At 68.2% G+C, this 16,287-nt stretch carries 14 protein-coding genes and 4 pseudogenes; 10 read left to right on the forward strand and 8 right to left on the reverse strand.

Translation table 11 applies throughout. From position 1 onward, the window contains the following. Positions 1–41 precede the first annotated feature (41 nt). Complete coding sequence (locus QT196_RS32195; RefSeq protein WP_168476530.1) at positions 42–1,670, forward strand: ISAzo13 family transposase; 1,629 nt, start codon at positions 42–44, stop codon at positions 1,668–1,670. Between the two features lie 27 nt (positions 1,671–1,697). Continuing rightward, on the forward strand, positions 1,698–2,198 hold the full coding sequence (locus QT196_RS32200; RefSeq protein ID WP_290356196.1) for a hypothetical protein: 501 nt from the start codon (positions 1,698–1,700) through the stop codon (positions 2,196–2,198). A gap of 14 nt (positions 2,199–2,212) precedes the next feature. Here the strand turns inward: QT196_RS32200 and QT196_RS32205 are convergent. The 3 genes and pseudogenes from QT196_RS32205 to QT196_RS32215 form a co-directional block, all read right to left on the reverse strand. Further along, positions 2,213–2,769, reverse strand: a pseudogene (locus QT196_RS32205) (IS5 family transposase); the annotation flags it as partial. A gap of 793 nt (positions 2,770–3,562) precedes the next feature. Further along, positions 3,563–4,540, reverse strand: a complete 978-nt coding sequence (locus QT196_RS32210; protein WP_168478185.1) for an IS481 family transposase — start codon at positions 4,538–4,540, stop codon at positions 3,563–3,565. A 204-nt stretch (positions 4,541–4,744) separates the two neighbouring features. Beyond that, positions 4,745–5,338: a TetR/AcrR family transcriptional regulator gene (locus QT196_RS32215; RefSeq protein WP_290356197.1), complete on the reverse strand. Its 594-nt coding sequence runs from the start codon at positions 5,336–5,338 to the stop codon at positions 4,745–4,747. Between the two features lie 102 nt (positions 5,339–5,440). Here QT196_RS32215 and QT196_RS32220 point away from each other — a divergent pair, with 102 nt between their 5' ends. Then, entirely contained in the window at positions 5,441–6,166 is a 726-nt protein-coding gene (locus tag QT196_RS32220) for a nitroreductase (protein WP_168482252.1), read from the forward strand. A 27-nt stretch (positions 6,167–6,193) separates the two neighbouring features. Here the strand turns inward: QT196_RS32220 and QT196_RS32225 are convergent. Then, positions 6,194–6,367, reverse strand: a pseudogene (locus QT196_RS32225) (IS5/IS1182 family transposase); the annotation flags it as partial. A gap of 112 nt (positions 6,368–6,479) precedes the next feature. Further along, positions 6,480–7,442, reverse strand: a complete 963-nt coding sequence (locus QT196_RS32230) for an NADP-dependent oxidoreductase (protein WP_168482253.1) — start codon at positions 7,440–7,442, stop codon at positions 6,480–6,482. Between the two features lie 147 nt (positions 7,443–7,589). Here QT196_RS32230 and QT196_RS32235 point away from each other — a divergent pair, with 147 nt between their 5' ends. After that, entirely contained in the window at positions 7,590–8,270 is a 681-nt protein-coding gene (locus QT196_RS32235) for a LysR family transcriptional regulator (protein ID WP_290356199.1), read from the forward strand. Here QT196_RS32235 and QT196_RS32240 read toward each other — a convergent pair. After that, a pseudogene (locus QT196_RS32240) lies at positions 8,204–8,976 on the reverse strand (transposase); the annotation flags it as partial. The gene QT196_RS32235 and the pseudogene QT196_RS32240 overlap by 67 nt on opposite strands. Positions 8,977–9,157: 181 nt before the next feature. Between QT196_RS32240 and QT196_RS32245 the strand changes: the two are divergent. Both QT196_RS32245 and QT196_RS32250 read left to right on the forward strand, forming a co-directional pair. Beyond that, entirely contained in the window at positions 9,158–10,114 is a 957-nt protein-coding gene (locus QT196_RS32245; protein WP_266735611.1) for an IS481 family transposase, read from the forward strand. Between the two features lie 149 nt (positions 10,115–10,263). Continuing rightward, positions 10,264–11,736, forward strand: coding sequence for a tetratricopeptide repeat protein (locus QT196_RS32250; protein ID WP_290356200.1), 1,473 nt, complete (start codon positions 10,264–10,266; stop codon positions 11,734–11,736). Between the two features lie 37 nt (positions 11,737–11,773). Here QT196_RS32250 and QT196_RS32255 read toward each other — a convergent pair whose 3' ends face one another. Both QT196_RS32255 and QT196_RS32260 read right to left on the reverse strand, forming a co-directional pair. Beyond that, positions 11,774–12,646, reverse strand: coding sequence for an IS3 family transposase (locus tag QT196_RS32255; RefSeq protein WP_168478147.1), 873 nt, complete (start codon positions 12,644–12,646; stop codon positions 11,774–11,776). Further along, positions 12,643–12,951 (reverse strand): transposase, encoded by a 309-nt coding sequence (locus tag QT196_RS32260; protein ID WP_168477819.1) that lies wholly within the window; start codon positions 12,949–12,951, stop codon positions 12,643–12,645. Before QT196_RS32260 ends, QT196_RS32255 begins: the two co-directional genes overlap by 4 nt. Before the next feature lie 638 nt (positions 12,952–13,589). Between QT196_RS32260 and QT196_RS32265 the strand changes: the two genes are divergently transcribed. The 4 genes and pseudogenes from QT196_RS32265 to QT196_RS32280 all read left to right on the forward strand — a co-directional run bounded on the left by QT196_RS32265 (position 13,590) and on the right by QT196_RS32280 (position 16,222). Next, positions 13,590–14,228: a transposase gene (locus tag QT196_RS32265; RefSeq protein WP_290356201.1), complete on the forward strand. Its 639-nt coding sequence runs from the start codon at positions 13,590–13,592 to the stop codon at positions 14,226–14,228. Then, positions 14,150–14,635 carry a transposase gene (locus tag QT196_RS32270; protein WP_290356202.1) on the forward strand — a complete coding sequence of 162 codons (486 nt, stop codon included), beginning with the start codon at positions 14,150–14,152 and terminating at the stop codon, positions 14,633–14,635. Before QT196_RS32265 ends, QT196_RS32270 begins: the two co-directional genes overlap by 79 nt. 55 nt (positions 14,636–14,690) lie before the next feature. Then, positions 14,691–15,381 (forward strand): annotated as a pseudogene (locus tag QT196_RS32275) (ribonuclease BN). Between the two features lie 568 nt (positions 15,382–15,949). Continuing rightward, a complete protein-coding gene (locus tag QT196_RS32280; RefSeq protein ID WP_168482255.1) occupies positions 15,950–16,222 on the forward strand; it encodes a hypothetical protein in 273 nt (90 codons plus the stop codon). Positions 16,223–16,287: the final 65 nt, after the last annotated feature.

A 16,287-nucleotide genomic window follows, 5' to 3' on the forward strand; every position in this document is an offset into this window, starting at 1 on the left:
ATCAAGGTGTTGCTTTCGAGGTTGGTGCTCGTTGATGGCGTATGCGCATCCCGGACGAGACTCGTGATCAACTTGCCGTGAAGTTCGCGGTGTTGTTCCCGCATCTGGACGAGCGACAGCGGCGGTTGCTGGTGGCCGCAGAGGCCCGAAGCCTGGGCCATGGCGGCATCCGGGCCGTGGGCCGGGCGGCTGGAGTGAGCGAGACAACGATCCGCAGGGGTATGTCCGACCTGGAGGCGGGCGAATCCCTGGTGGGGCGGGTGCGGCGGCCGGGCGGCGGGCGCAAACGCGTCGCGGACCTCGATCCTGGACTGCGGATTGCTCTGTTGAGTCTGGTCGAGCCGGACGAGCGCGGGGATCCGATGTCGCCGTTGCGGTGGACAACCAAGTCGACCCGCATGCTGGCGGCCGAGCTGACCCGCCAGGGGCACCGGGTCGGCGCCGACACCGTCGCCGGCCTGCTACGGCAGGAGGGCTTCCGGCTGCAGGCCAATGCCAAGACGCTCGAGGGCAGTCAGCATGCCGACCGGGATACCCAGTTCCGGTATCTCAACGAGCAGGCACGCGGTCACCGGGATGCCGGCCAGCCGGTGATCAGCGTGGACACGAAGAAGAAGGAGCTGGTCGGTGACTTCCGCAATCCGGGCCGTTCGTGGCGGCCGACGGGCGATCCGGTGCTGGTGCGAGTGCATGACTTCGCCGATCCGCAGCTGGGCAAGGCCATCCCCTATGGCATCTACGACCTGGCGGCCGACACCGGCTGGGTGAACGTCGGCACTGACCATGACACCGCCGCGTTCGCGGTGGAGTCGATCCGCCGCTGGTGGCATGACCAGGGTCGGGCCGCTTATCCGCAGGCTTCCCGGTTGCTGATCACCGCCGATGCGGGCGGCTCCAACGGCTATCGCACCCGGGCCTGGAAACTGCACCTCGCCCGCCTGGCCGCTGAGACCGGCCTGGCCATCACGGTCTGTCACCTGCCGCCGGGCACATCGAAGTGGAACAAGATCGAGCACCGGCTCTTCTCGCACATCACCATGAACTGGCGCGGCCGCCCGCTGACCAGCCACGAAGTCATCCTCGAATCAATCGCCGCGACCACCACCCGCGCCGGACTACGCGTGAAGGCCCAGCTGGACACCAATACCTATCCCACCGGTATTGGGGTCGGCGACGCGGAGATGGCGGCCTTGCCGCTGACCCGGCACAACTTCCACGGCGACTGGAACTATGCCGTGCATCCCCGGCCGACCCCGGCTATCCCAGCAGCGCGGAACGGTCAGCCACCGACGCCTCAGTGGAAGCCGGCACTGCTGTCCGATCCCGCGCTAACCGGCCTGGCCCCACACCAGCTCCAGCACCTCATCGAAACCCTGGCTGCGGAAGGAGACACCCACCGCGGACGCCCACCCCGCCTCACCTTCGCCGACCAGGTCGTGGCCACCGTGCTCCATCTACGCGTCAACCTGGCCGCGGAACCCCTCGCCGTGCTCTTCAACAGCAGCCGGACTGCCATGCACCGCACCCTGCTGAAGATCAAGAAGTTACTCGAAGCACACGGCATCAACGTCCCGCCGGCCACCACCCCACCCGCCGCACTCGCAACCCTCCAAGCCCAGGTCATCGCCCTCGACAGCGCCCCCAACAGCAAGATCAAGACGACGTGTTAATGATCGGCAGGCCCTTACTGCCGGCAGATGTTCTACAACAACTCGCAAGGGACGACCCAGCAGGATAACTCCCGGGCGGTCACCACGGGGGTGTCCAAGACCAAGGGCGAGGAATTCAGCGAGCGCACCAGCATCTCAGTCACCGCGTCCGCGGGCATCGGGATCAAGGCGTTCTCCGCGTCTGCCGAGACCAGCGTGACCGTCGAAATGGGCTACACCAGCCGGAGCGAAGTCACGACGTTCAAGGAGGAGCAGCACACCTGGGCCATGTCCACGCCCCCGAGGTCCTCGACCGCGCTGTGGTCCCCCCGGCACGAGATCATGGCCATCCGCAAGAACGGAGACGTCGTAGGCCAAGGCGGCCTCCCCTTCGACCTCAACGAACACGTCCTCACCGAGTTCCCCGGCGCGTCCGGTGCCACCGTCCTCATCGACGGCGTCAAGAAGGAGCAAGACCCCAAGGCCCGGCCCTTCGGCGTGCCCGAATCCAACATCCCCGAGCACCTGAAGGGCACCATCGCCTCCTAACGGGTGTCCGGCGCTCATGAGCGGAGCCAGAGACGGATTGCTGCGACGGTGACCGTTCTCTGGAAGACGTACGCCCGCTTGTCGAACCGTGCCGCTACGGCGCGGAAGCCCTTGAGCGCGTTCACGGTGCGTTTGACTTCGTTCCTGCGTGCGTACCGGTCCCGGTGAATCCGGTGGGTCTGCCGCCTGCGCTGCCACGGCGTCGGCGGTGGGCCTGCTGGTCCCGGCGTTCGGGGACCGTGTGCCGGATCTGCCGTCCCCACAGGTAGCGGCGGTTGCGGCGGGAGCTGTATGCCTTGTCTCCGCAGAGGTGGTCCGGGCGCGTCCGCGGGTGTCCACCGGCTGGTCGCGGGACGCGGACGCGGTCCAGGACCGGGATCGTCTGAGGGGCGTCACCCCACTGTCCCGGTGTGATCAGGACGGCCACGGCGGCAGCCTCCGTCACTCGCCAGATGGATCTTCGTGGTGAGTCCACCCGTGAACGGCCGATCGCCTCATCGTCCCGATGCCAGGCAGGAGATCGGCGTCGCCCCGGTACCCGTGCCGGCCGCCGCCGGGCCCCGGCGGCGTGCGGAACATCTCCGCGGGTGCGGGGAGCAGGACCACGAGGAGCCTGATCCGGGCACCCGGGGCCAACCCGCGTACGCGAGCACGTGTTGACGCGGCCGGCGAGTGGCTGGACGCGGGCTGCCGGAGCGGAACTCGCCTGGACAAGCCTCCGGATGTGTCCGCTCGATCGCGCCGTGCGGCCGATGTGCTTTTCCGGGCGTCGGCCGGACGGTCGGATCAGTGCACTCCGGCGAAGAGATCGTTGTTCGTAGAGGGCGCGCAGCCGGCGTGCGCGCATCTGTACGCACTGGGCGGTGCTCAACCGCGGTTGGCCCAGGCGCCGTTAACCGGGCGTCACTGTGCTCCTGGCGACCACTCACGGTCGCCAGGAGCACAGTGACGCCGCCCCGCCGAACAGTTCGGCGGGGCGATGCGATCACGGTGGAATCGAATGGGCTCAGGCTCGCTCTCGCACCTCGGTGCCGTCGTACGTCCCGCCGACGCAGGTGCCCAGCCCGGGCTCGATCTGCCTAACCTGCCCGCCCCCGTCCAGGCACTGTCGCGGGAAGATCCAAGCGTCCGCGTTGGCGAATCCCGCGCTTCCGAGCGTGAGAGCAACGGTCCCGGCGCACAAGGCAACCGCTGTAAGGGCACGATGCATGGGGACATCCTCGGGTCGAATCGGCTGGGCAAGCCAGCCAATTGGATCCCCGTTCGGTGCCTTGCTCTCGGCATTCCTCCGATGGTGGGCGCTTCACGCTCGCAGAGCCCGCAGATGAAACTCCGCGCACGGAGCGGCCACTAGGTGTACTCGGTCATGACTTTGGTGACAGTCGGCTGATCGGGGGCTGGCCTGCGAGCGCGGTGTGTCGGCGTCGAGTGTTGTAGAAGGTCAGCCACGGCGCCAGGGCCTGGGCTCGTTCGGTGTTGCTGGTGAACACCTGGTGGTATGCCCATTCGGTTTGCAGGGTCCGGTTGAAGCGTTCGACCTTGCCGTTGGTCCAGGGGCAGTGGGGGCGGATGAAGCGCTGCTGGGCACCGAGGTCGGCCACGGCCTGGCGGAATGCGGTGCTCCTGCGGTATGCCCAGGCGTTGTCGGTGATGACGCGTTCGATGCGGTCGATGCCACGGACTGCGAAGAAGGCGGCAGCGCGGGTGAGGAAGCCGGCGCAGGTGTCGGCCTTCTCATCTGCATGGATCTCGGCGTAGGCCAGGCGGGAGTGGTCGTCGACGGCGGCGTGGATGTAGTCGTAGCCGATCCGGGCCTGCTTTTGTGCGTAGGTCTTGCCGGCTTGGCGGCCGTGGGCCCGCCAGCCGCCGCCGTCCGGGATGCGTCCGATCTTTTTGACGTCGAGGTGGACGAGTTCACCGGGCCGGGCGCGTTCGTAGCGGGTGTGGCTGCGGCGTTCGGCTCGGATGGGCTGTCCGGTCAGAGGGTCGCAGGAGGCCAGGCGAGGCATGTGATGGCGGCGCAGGATGCGGCTCACCGTCCGTGCGGGGACGCCGGTTTCGGCAGCGAGGAAGTCCGGCCCCCGTCGGTGGACGCGTCGTGCGCTGAGCACTGCGGCCTCGACGTGTGCGGGAGTACGCCTCGGGCAGGTGTCGGGGCGGCTGGAGCGGTCGTGCAGGCCGTTGAAGCCTTCGGCCTTGAAACGGGCCACCCATCGGTGGGCGCACTGCCGCGAGACTCCCAGCTCCTTGGCCACATGGGCCACCGGACGCCGGTCGTGGACGACACGGCGCACCAGAAGACATCTGCCGTGAAAATTCAGCCGGGCATTAGCGTGGGCCATCAAGACCTCCGGTTGTGGTGAAGACAGGCATCTCCACTACGCCCGGAGGTCTCTTCTTGATCAACTACCGACGCGAGTTACCAACCTCATGGCCGAGTACAACTAGGGCCTGTGGGGAAAGTCCCGCCTGCCTTGCCTTTCTCGGTCGAGCGTACGGATCTTCGCATCAGGCGCCAGGCATACCGGGCGACCAGGCGGGGCCGGTCAGGTTGTGGTCGGCAGCGCGTTGTTGAGGAGGATCTCCGCCGCTGTCCGTGCGTGCCGGCCGTAGTTCGCCTCGCCCAGCACCATGGCGCGGCTGGCGGCGCCGTCCGCGAGGGTCACGAGCTGCTCGGCGAGGACGGAAGGCTCGCGGCAGCCCAGTTCCGCTATCAGGTCGGCCACCAGCCGCACCATCAGCAGTTTCCGTTCGCGGGCGTAGGAGTGGACCGCGTTCTGCGGGTCGGGGAATTCCACGGCGGCGTCGATGAACGGGCATCCACGCACGGGATCCGTGCCGGCCGGGGGCGGGTCGAACAGTGCGAGGATTCGCTCCCTGGCGGGGATGTCCTCGCGCGCCAGCACGCCCTCCAGGGTGCGCCCTGTCGAGGAGAGGTCCTTGAGGTGGGCGAGGACCAGCTCGTCTTTGGTCCTGAAGTGCGCGTAGAGGGTGCGTTTGGACACCGGCGCCCGCTCCGCGATCTGCTCCATGCCGGTCGCGTTGATCCCCTGGGCTGCGAACAGTCCGGCCGCGGCGGCCAGGATGCGCTCCCGCCCTCCGCGCCCCTGCCGCCGAGACGCCGTCGTCATCGTGCTCATGGCGTAAGTATACGTTCCCGTTTACTTCGGGAGGGGTGGCTGGCTATAGTGCAATTTCAGGTAAACGCTTGTGTTTACTTAAGTGATCCTGAGGAGAGCTTCATGAGCGGACCGGTCTTCACCCGGACACACCCGATCGAGGCGCCCACCGGCGGGGCACAGAAGTGGGAGTATGCCGAGCAGCTGATCCGCGGGCGCCGCGCGACCCGCTCATTCCGTCCCGACCCGGTGCCCCAGAACACTCTGCGCGGGGTCTTCTCCCTTGCCGGCGCCGCGCCGTCCAACTCCAACGCGCAGCCGTGGCGGGTCGAGGTGGTCGGCGGCGCACGGCGAGACCGTCTGGCCGACGCCCTGCGAACGGCCCACGCCGAGCGACGCGTCACGGCCGACTACCCGCACTCCGAGGGCATGTACGCACCCGTCCACCAGGAACGGCGGGCCGCCTTCGGAGCCAGCCTGTACGGAGCGCTTGGCATCGGCCCCGACGACCACCCGGCCCGCGCGGCTTACGACGCGGAGAGCCTGGGCTTCTACGGGGCGCCCCATGCCGCGTTCCTGTTCGTCACCGGCGACGGCGGGCCGCGGCTGGCCGCCGACACCGGCGCCTATCTGCAGACACTCCTGCTGGCCATGACCGCCTACGGCGTGGCCAGTTGCCCGCAGGGCCTGCTCAGCTTCTACGCCGACACGGTCCGTGACCAACTCGGAGTGGATGAGGGCAAGCTGCTCGTGGGGATCTCCTTCGGCTACCCCGACGAGAACGCGCCGGTGAACCGCGTCGCGACCGGCAGGGCGGCCCTGGAGGCAACCACCACATTCCACACCTAGAGTCCACCGCGAAAGTTTGATCCCGCACTCCACCGCGTGACGTTCCTTGTAGTCGTCCTTGTCGAAGGTCGGTGGTCGGCCACCCCGGGATCCGCGCTTCTCGCGGTTGCGAACCTGGCTGGCCTTCTCCGGGATGGTGCACCCGATCCTGCGCCTGCGCAGGTAGGAGCGGTTCGTGCGGGATCCATAGGCTTTGTCGGCACGGAAGCACCTCGCGGAGGCGGGGCCGACCGCGAAGGTCAGCATCGGGGTGAAGGACAACGGCCGGATGAAGCTCCACGTCGGGAGGCTCGGCGCGCGGGCCCACGTATGTTCAGGGGGTGAGGACGAGCTTGCCCGGTCCATGCCCCGCGAGGCCGGCCAGGTGGGCTTGCGCCGCCTCGGCGAGCGGGTAGGTGGCGGCCACGACGACCCGCAGGTCCCCGGAGCCGGCGCGCTCGACGAGGTCGCGGCGGGCGGCTGCGCGGACTTCGGTGCCGGCGTCCTGTCCCGGCCCGTAGCCGAGCAGCTTGATGCCGGCTTCCTCGCGTCGTGGGGAACCGGTGATGGAGGCGATCCGCTGCCGGTCGGCCACCAGCTCCAGCGAGACGTCGAGTGCCTCGTCGGTGCCGGCGAAGTCGACCGCGGCACTGACGCCCCGCGGTGCGGCGGCGCGCACCCGGTCGGCGAGCCCGGGACCGTATGCGACAGGAGTGGCGCCGAGGTCGCGCAGCAGCGGATGATTGCGCACCGCGGCGGTGGCGATCACCGTGGCCCCCCGAGCGGCGGCGAGTTGCACCCCCATCAACCCCACCCCACCGGACCCGCCGTGGACGAGGACCGTGTCGCCGGCGCCCACCCCCGCCGCTTCCAGCGCGTGGACCGCAGTGGTGCCGGTCAGCATCAGCGACCCCGCCTCCGCCCAGCCGAGGCCGGCGGGCTTGCGGAAGACCGACGTGGCCGGGGCGGTCACATAGTCGGCGTAGGCAGCCGTCACCGGATACACGATGACCTCGTCGCCGATGCCCACCCCGGTGACCTCCGCGCCGACCTCCGTGACGACGCCGGCGCACTCCAGACCGATCGAGGGCATCGAGGCGGCGATTCCGGCGGCGTCCTTGTGGTCGTCGTCCACGGCGTGGAACGCGCCGCTGTAGAGCTTCCAGTCGATGGGGTTCACCCCGGCGGCCCGGACCCGGACGACGACGCCGTCGGCGGCGGCTCGCGGGACTGCCACGCTGGTCACGGCGAGCACCTCGGGCGTGCCGTAGGCGGTCGGGCGCACGATCCTGGGCATGGTTCTCAACTCCGGTCCTGATTGAGGCCGGCCCGCGCCCGCAGGGAGGGCCGCGCGAGCGATGGCCTGTCGAGAGACGTTCCCCCCCCGAGGACCAGCTTCCGTCACCCCGGGCATAATTCCCAATGCACTCTCGTAAGGGAATAATTGCATCAAACGCACGGAGGGGGCGGCTGTGGCGAGGACCTGGATCTCAACCTCCTGCGCGTCTTCGACGCGTTGATGGACACCGGCAGCGTCGCGGAGGCCGCAGTACGGCTGCACCTGTCCGCACCGGCAACCAGCAGGGCACTCGGCCGGCTGCGACGCGCGATGAACGGCCCAATCCTCGTCCGGGCCGGTCAGGGCCTCGTCCCCACGCCGTTCGCGCAGCGCTCGGCGTCCCGCGTCAAAGCCCTGCTCGATGCTGCCGCCGAACTGCGGGCCGACACCGCCGACGGCGACCCCCGATCCTGGCAGCGTGCCTTTTCCATCCGCCTCAACGACGCCCTCGTGCCGATCCGTGCGCCCCGGCTGCTCCGCCGGGTCACCGCGAACGCTCCCGGAGTACAACTCCGCTTCCTGGCCCAGAACTCCAAGGAGCCCGACCTCCTGCGCGACGGCACCATCGACCTCGACGTCGGTGCGATGGGTCCTCCGCCCGTGGACATCCACACCGCAAGGCTGTTTACCGCCCGCTTCGTGGCCGTCGTCGCCGCCGACTCCGACCTGGGACGCTCGGCACAGCTCACCCTCAACGACCTGTGCGCCCATCCCCACATCTTCTCTGGGATCACTGCCTTGATACCGCGTCTTCGCAGGTGGGCCCGGTTGCCGCGGGAGGAGTAGGCCTTGTCCCCGGCGACTGCGTCCGGCCGGGTGCGGGGGCGGCCGACGGGGCCGCGGACCCGTACCTTCCCCAGCACGGGGATGAACTGCGGGCTGTCCGCGGCCTGGCCCGCGGTCAGCACGAACGCCAGCGGGCGGCACTTGCGGTCGGCGGCGAGGTGGACCTTGCTGGTCTGCCCGCCCCTGGAGCGTCCCAGGAGGGCGGTCTTCAGCCGGAGTTTTCGCCGACGCCGGATGCGTCGTCGCTTCTCCTGCTCGGGGTCGATCTCGGCGTCCTGTCCGTCTTGTGCTTCGAAGCTGCCCCTTTTGACCTGGCCTTCTCTGTCTCGGCGGCAGCCTTCTCCAAGGCGTCGAGGACCTCCTCGCCCAGGTGCATTCCGGCGGCGTCGTGGTGAGCACGCGCGGTGGTGGAGTCGATGCTGACCAGGGACAGGTCCACCTCACCCCGCTTTGCCGCTTCCGCGATCAGGCCCTCCAGCAGGGCCTCGAAGACGCCGGCGTCACGCCACTGGCGGAAGCGGTTGTGGACGGTCGACCAGGCGCCGAACTCCTGTGGCATCTCCCGCCATTGTCCGCCGGTCTTGAACCGCCAGATCACACCCTCGAACTGCTGCCGTAACCGCTCGGGATACGGGCCGTACTCGCCGATCGGCAGGTACGGCCCGATGAACTCCCACTCCACATCTGTCAGTTGCACTCGCGTCACGTCAGAAGATCTACCGGTCCAGACCTCATCGCGAGGGCGAATCCGGCAGATTGATCACGACTCGATACGCGCCCTAGTTGTATTGATCACGAGCCTTGTTGACAGCTGCTCGGTTTGATCAATGGCGAAGACCTCCGGTGTGGTGGAGGTGTCTAGGCTTCACCACACGACGGAGGTCTTCGTGTCCCACCGTAATGCCCGGCTGACCGTTCACGGCAGGAGGCTGCTGGTCGACCGCGTCCGGGCCGGCCGCCCTGTGGCCCATGTGGCCGCGGAGATGGGTGTCTCACGCACCACAGCACACAAGTGGGTCCGGCGTTTCATGGCGGAAGGCGAAGCGGGACTGCGCGACCGCTCCAGCTGTCCGCACAGGACCCCGCACCGCACCTCGACAGCCGACGAAGCGCGCGTGTGCCACCTCCGCACAAGCCGCAAGCTCGGACCGGCCCGCATCGGCCCGATTCTGGGGATGCCCGCCTCCACCGTGCACCGCGTCCTGACTCGCCACGGTCTGGGCCGCCTGGCCTTCCTCGACCGGCCCACCGGGCAGGTCATCCGCCGCTTTGAGCGCGACCGCCCCGGCGAACTGGTCCACGTCGATGTGAAGAAACTCGGCCGGATCCCCGACGGCGGCGGACACAGAGTCCTCGGCCGCCAAGCCGGTCGCGCCACCCGCAGCAACATGGGCTTCGACTACGTCCACTCCGCCGTCGACGACCACACCCGCCTCGCCTACAGCGAGATCCACAGCGACGAGAGGGCCCCCACCTGCGCGGCCTTCCTCGAAAGGGCCGCCGCGTTCTTCAAGACCGTGGGCATCGACCACATCGAACGTGTCCTGACCGACAACGCCTGGCCCTACCGCAAGAGCTTCGCCTGGCGCGACGCCCTCGCCCGCCTCGGCGCAAGAGGCAAGCTCACCCGCGCCTACCGGCCGCAGACCAACGGCAAAGTCGAACGCTTCAACCGAACCCTCGCCGACGAGTGGGCCTACATTCGGCCCTACACCAGCAACACTGAGCGCACCGAAGCCCTGGACAGGTTCCTGCACCACTACAACCACCACCGGTGCCACACCGCACTCGCAGGCCAGCCACCCATCAGCCGCGTGAACAACGCTCCAGGTCAATACACCTAGTGGCAGCTCTCAGTGGCACCAGCAGCTTGGCGGTGTTGGTGGGGGAATCTTCAACGGGCAAGACGCGGGCCTGTTGGGAGGCTGTCAAGAAGCTTCCCCGTGGGTGGCGACTGTGGCATCCCGTCGACCCAAGTCGGCCGGAGGCTGCCTTGGCCGGCCTGGATGAGGTCGGACCGCGCACCGTCGTGTGGCTCAATGAAACCCAGCACTATCTCCTCACGCCCACCAACTCGCTGGGCGAACAGGTCGCTGCAAAGCTGCGCACCCTACTTCGGGATCCGGAGCGTGCTCCTGTCCTGGTTCTGGGCACAACCTGGCCAGAGTATTGGCAAGCACTCACGGCTCCATCTCTCCCAGATGACGAAGACACGCATGCTCAAGCCCGTGCTCTGATGGTCGGGCATATAATTCGTGTTCCTGAAGCCTTTACGGAACGGGCTGTGCAGGCTCTTCATGACGCTGCTGCGGACGATCCCCGATTGGCGCAGGCGGCCGAGCACGCAGAGCAGGGACATGTTGCCCAGTACCTGGCCAACGTGACTGACCTTGCCAAGCATTACCTAAGCGCCTATGACCAATTGGTTGAGACCTACCGAAACGCGCCCCCTGCTGCATGGGCCCTAGTCACGGCGGCCATGGATGCCCGACGACTCGGCCATGGTCCGGACTTGCCGCTCGGGCTACTGGAGGCGGCTGCATCTGGCTACCTGACCGACCAGCAACTGGAAGGCATGGGCGAGGACTGGCTGGAGCAAGCTGTGGACTACGCAACGGCTTGCCGACGTGGCATCAGCCCCCTCATCCGCCAATCCGGCGATCTCGGTAATGCCCGGCCCCACTACCGACTCGCCGATGCTCTCGCGCAGCATGCTCGCGTAAGTCGTCGCACCGTCGTGCCACCTGAGCAGTTTTGGCAGGCAGCGGTCCGCAATACCCATCGCCCTGAGGATCTCCACTCTCTTGCTGAGGCAGCAGCGCATCGTTGGCGGCTGCGGCACGCCGCTCAGCTGTATCTCCGAGCATCGAGCGTGGGCGGTGCAGATGCACGACTTGAGCTGGCTCGACTGCTGTCCGAGGCAGGGAAGCTCGAGGAGGAGGAACAACTCTTTCGCGAGGCTGCGGACCTTGGCGGTGCAGATGCACGAGTTGAGCTGGCTCGACTTCTGTCCGAGGTGGGGAGGCTGGAGGAGGCGGAACAACTCCTTCGTGAGGTAGCGACAGGCGGCGACGTCTCCGCACTCCGAAATCTGGCCGTGGTCCGAGAGCAAGCAGGGGACCTGGAAGAGGCAAGGCGCCTGTTCCGTGAGGCTGCGGACATCGGTGATGTGTCTGCCTTCCGAGCCCTGGCCCGGCTACAAACAAGGGCGGGGGGCCAGAAAAGGGCTGAACGGCTGTTTCGCGAGGCGGCGAGAGCTGGCGACGTAACCGCCCTCCGAGACCTGGCAGTGATACGGGAGTCAGCAGGGGACCAGACAGAGGCCGAGCGCCTCGCTCGCCAGGCCGCAGATGCCGGCGACAATGCGGCATTGCTGCACCTGGTTCGGACTCGCGCTCACGCCATCCCCTGGCACGAGCTGCGCATCTACGGTCTGGAAGCCGACGGACGCCGGAGCTGCCCCTGAGCTTGTTCCGCTTTGACGGACACCATCGGTGTGGTGGTCAGGCTGCGAGTGCGGTCTCGTATTCGGCGGGACTGCGGTAGCCGAGGCTGCTGTGTAGTCGGTGCAAGTTGTACCAGCCCTCGATGAAGTCGAAGATCGCAGTGCGGGCGGTGGCCCGGCTGGGCCAGGAACCCGTGTCGAGCAACTCCCGCTTGATGGTGGCGAAGAACGACTCGGCGAGCGCGTTGTCCCAGCACTGCCCGGTGCGGCCGACGGACAGGCGGACGCCGAACTCCGTTGCCAGGGTGGCGAATTGCTGACTCGTGTACTGACATCCACGATCCGAGTGGAAGATCACTGGCCGGGTGGGACGACGCTGGCGGCAGGCGGATGTGAGAGCGTCCGCGACCAGTTCGGTCCGCAGGTGGTCGGCGGTGGACCAGCCGACGACGCGGCGGGAGGCGATGTCGATGACGGTGGCCAGATAGAGCCAGCCCTCCTCGGTGGCAACGTAGGTGATGTCACCGCACCAGCGTGTGTCGACGCCGTCCGGGTCGGGGGCGAAGTCCCGGACGACGAGGTCGGGCCGGGACGTGGCCCGCGGGTCGGGGATCGTCGTCAGCTGCCGTCGTCTGCGGTGCCGGCCCTGCAGCCCGGCGTTGCGCATCAGTCTGGCGATGCGGCGTCGGCCGCAGTCCTCGCCCTGTCGTTGCAGGGCGGCGTGGACTCGCGGGGCTCCGTAGGTCCCGCGGGACCGCTCGTGAACTTCGGCGATCTTCTCGGTCAGCTCGGCATCGCGGACCGCCCGCGGACCGGTCCTGCCACTGCGGCGGGCGTAGAAGGCGGCTCGGGAGACCTGCAGCAGTTCACACGCGCGCTTGACGTTGTGACCGTCTCGCTTCTCCGCCTCGATGAACGGGTGCACCGTCACCGGGTCTCCTTCGCGAAGAAAGCCGTCGCCCGCTTGAGGACCTCCACGTCCTCCCGCAACCGGCGGTTCTCCCGCCGCAGCGCGGCCAACTCCTCACGTTCGCTGCTGGTCAGCCCATCGCGCTCGCCCGCGTCGACCTCGGCCTGGCTGACCCACAGCCGCACCGCGGTCTCGGTCAGGTCGAAGTCCTTGGCGACCTGACCGACCGAGCGGTCACCACGCCGGCACAGCTCGACGATCTCGGCCTTGAACTCCGACGTGAACGAACGGCGAGGCCGAGGCTTCTTCTTCCCCATGCTCTCCATGATGGACATCCTCCCGGGGCAGAACCCCTGATCTCAGATGTCCGTCAAAGCGCATCAAGCCCAGGTATCGGTCGACGACGAAGGCGGGCGGTACCCGTTCGTGCCACGAGTCGTCGTGCGACGACCTGGGCGGCTCGGCGAGGACCGGACACAGCCCAGGGCGGCGCCTGCCTCTCGGAGGAGCTGGGGGAGCGAGCGAGGAACTCGCGCAGCAGCTACGGAGCTTGTCCGTCAATGCCGGTCATGAGTGAACGGGGAGCCGACTCATCGTCAGTCCGTCGAGACCAGGTTGAGCGCTGGTTCGGACGAAGCCTCTCGGGAGTGGTCGGGTCATGCGGTTGTGCCGGCGTCAGTGGGACGGTGGTGCAGCACCGTTCTGGACGGGGGTCTGACTCATGAGATAAGTGACCGAAGTGCCTCGTCACGGGCATGTCGACTGCCGTTGCGCAATGGTGCCTGCTGTCACCGAGCCACAGGGTGTGTCCCCATAGGGGCCTTGCCATTGATCAGGCGCCATCACAGTCCAGACCGCCCAGCCAGGCAGGTGCCAGCCATCCAGCACGTCAGCACGTGGGAGGCGAACCGCCATGACATCCGGAAAACGCAAGAGCTCGGCCACCAGCACAGATCCTCCCACCTTGGGGGAGGTCGTCCTGGGGGTGGACACGCACGGCGAGGTCCATGTCGCCGCAGTGCTCTGCCCGCTGGGCCAGGTCCTGGGCACGAAGCCCTTTCCGGCCACGGCGGTCGGATACCGGGGGCTGCTGGCCTGGGCCGGCAAGTTGGGGACGGTGCACCGGGCCGGCGTGGAGGGCACCGGCACCTTCGGAGCGGGCCTGTCCCGCTACCTGCTGGCGCAGCACGTCGAGGTGTACGAAGTGAACCGGCCCGACCGCACGGCCCGCCGTCTGCGCGGGAAGTCGGACCCGCTCGACGCGCAGGCCGCTGCCCGGGCCGTGCTCAGCGGTCGCGCCAAGGCGCGGGCCAAAACCGGCGACGGTCCGGTGCAGAGCGCCCGGATGTTCAAACTCGCCAAGGACTCAGCGGTCAAGGCCCGCACCCAGGCGATCAACCAGCTCAAGGCCGTTTTGGTCATCGCCGACCCGGCCCTGCGGAACGACTGTCCGGCCTGGGCAACCGCGAGCTGTTCCGCACCTGCGCACGCCTCAGCCCGAGCGACGGGGACGACGAGGACACCGTGCCCCAGGCCACCCGCATCACACTGCGCCTGCTCGCCCAGCGCATCGAGCAGCACACCCGGCAGATCGAAGAGCTGAATCTGCGCCTGACCCGGCTCGTCGAACGCCACGCCCCGCAGCTGCTCACACCGGTGGGCATCGGCCCGGACAGCGCCGTCACCCTCCTGATCGCGATGGGAGACAATCCCGAGCGGCTGAGCACCGAGGCGTCCTTCGCCGCCCTGTGCGGAGTCAGCCCCATCGAATACTCCTCGGGCCGCCGGAACTCGCGCCGGCTCAACCACGGTGGCGACCGACAGGCGAATGCCGCCCTGCACCGCATCGTGTTCACCCGGCTGCGCTTCGACCCCCGCACCCAGGAGTACTACGAACGCCGCACCCGGGAGGGCAAGACCCGTCGTGAGATCATCCGATGCCTCAAGCGATATGCCGCCCGCGAGGTCTTCAACCTGGTCAGACCGGTATCCACCGGCCTCCTTTCATAGGGGCGTCTGTGAGACTGCGGCGACATCGTCGGCCGTCCTGTCGGCAGGCACACCGATGAAGCCTTCCGGAGCCGCGAGCCGTCCCTCTCCGTTCGGACAGCTGCGCCAGGTGATCCGGCATTCGCCGGTCGGGCGCGGATGGAGACGGGCCGTGAGCTGGAGCTGGGGTCGCGGTCACTGGGCTTCGCGGCGCTCGGGTTTCTCACGCTGGTGCCACTGCTGATCGTGGTCTCCAGGCCGCACGGACGACGACCGCGTTCGGCCTTGCCGCCCTTGCTGCCTTCGGTCTGTCGTTGGGGTCGGCGGTGCAGACGGGTTACGAGAGGGTCTGGGAGCTCTCGCCGGCGCGCTGGTATGCCCGGTGGCGGCATGTGCTGTGGCTCGTCGTACTCGTCGGGTACCTCTTCATGTCCGCCACCACCACGCTGTGGCGACAGTCTTTGACTCTCACGTCGGCCGCACTGCTGAGCGCTGTGCTGTTCTTCTGGTGGTCGCAGCGGATGCTGCTCGGTGGGCGGGTCGGCTGGGGCGCCCTGCTGCCCGGTGCAGTGGCTACGGTGATCGGGCTGATCGGTCTCCGGGGATTCTCCCGGCTCGTCTTCTCGCCGTTGATCGCGTCCAGCGCCGTCACCTACGGCGCCATCGGAACCGTCCTGGTCGTCCAGTCCTGGCTGGTCGGTGTGGGCGTGGTGGTGTTCGGCGGTGCGCTGGTCGGCCGACTGGTTCTTCAGCACCGACACCGTTGAAAAGACCGACCGGCTGCCGCTGAAGTCGCCATCCGCGCCCGCGCCGAGGCTGGAAGGGCGGATGGCCCGCGCGGACAGCCCGCCGTACGGCTCCCTGGCCGAACCGTGTCGCGAGTCCATGTGCGGGGAGCCGGGCCGGCGTACGACGTCTTCGGCCGCGGCGAGCCGCTGGTCCTGGCCCACGGGGGATGAGCGGCGGTCACAGCTGGCGCGCTGTACGCGAGGCCCTTGCCCGGTCCTTCCGGGTATTGGTCTGCGACCGTTGCGGCCCGTATACGCGCGGGGCGCAACGAGGAGGGCGCCTGCGGCTTCCTCGAGGCCGTCGGCGCGCGGTCCAACGCGACGGTCGTGGTCAGTGTCGGCAGAGGGGTCCAAGCGGCGCACGGCCCGCCTCCACGAACGCCTGGTCTCGCGTGGATTCGGTGGACCGCCGCCCGGAGTACGGTGAACAGGTCGGGGCATTTCGAGCGCTCCCGTCCTTGCCGGAGCCGGAAGGCCGGCGGTGGGCCTGGCCGGTCATCTCTCCGCCCCTCGGTAGCGCGACGCGGTTCTCCCAGAGGTAGCAGTCATGGCATCACTGACCGAGCGGAAAGCGTACCGCGAGAAGATCATGCAGGCTCTGTACGAGGCCACTGAAGGCAACCGCCTTCTGGGGGTCACCGGGGCCAAGCTGGCGCAAGATCTCGCGCTCCCGGCAGAGGATCTGGCTGCCGCCTGCACGTACCTGGTGGGCGAGGACCTGATCACGGTCGACTGGACCGCGGGCAATACTCCGGCCATGGTCACGCTGACGCACCAAGGCATCCGGCGCATGGAGGCCGAGGAAGACGAGCACGGTTGACGCCGTGCTCAGGCGGCGTCCGCACCTTTCGACCACAGGCGGAGGCCAGAGGAACAACCCATCTG

The sequence above is a fragment of the Streptomyces sp. P9-2B-2 genome (genome assembly GCF_030406865.1).
Lineage (GTDB): Bacteria > Actinomycetota > Actinomycetes > Streptomycetales > Streptomycetaceae > Streptomyces > Streptomyces platensis.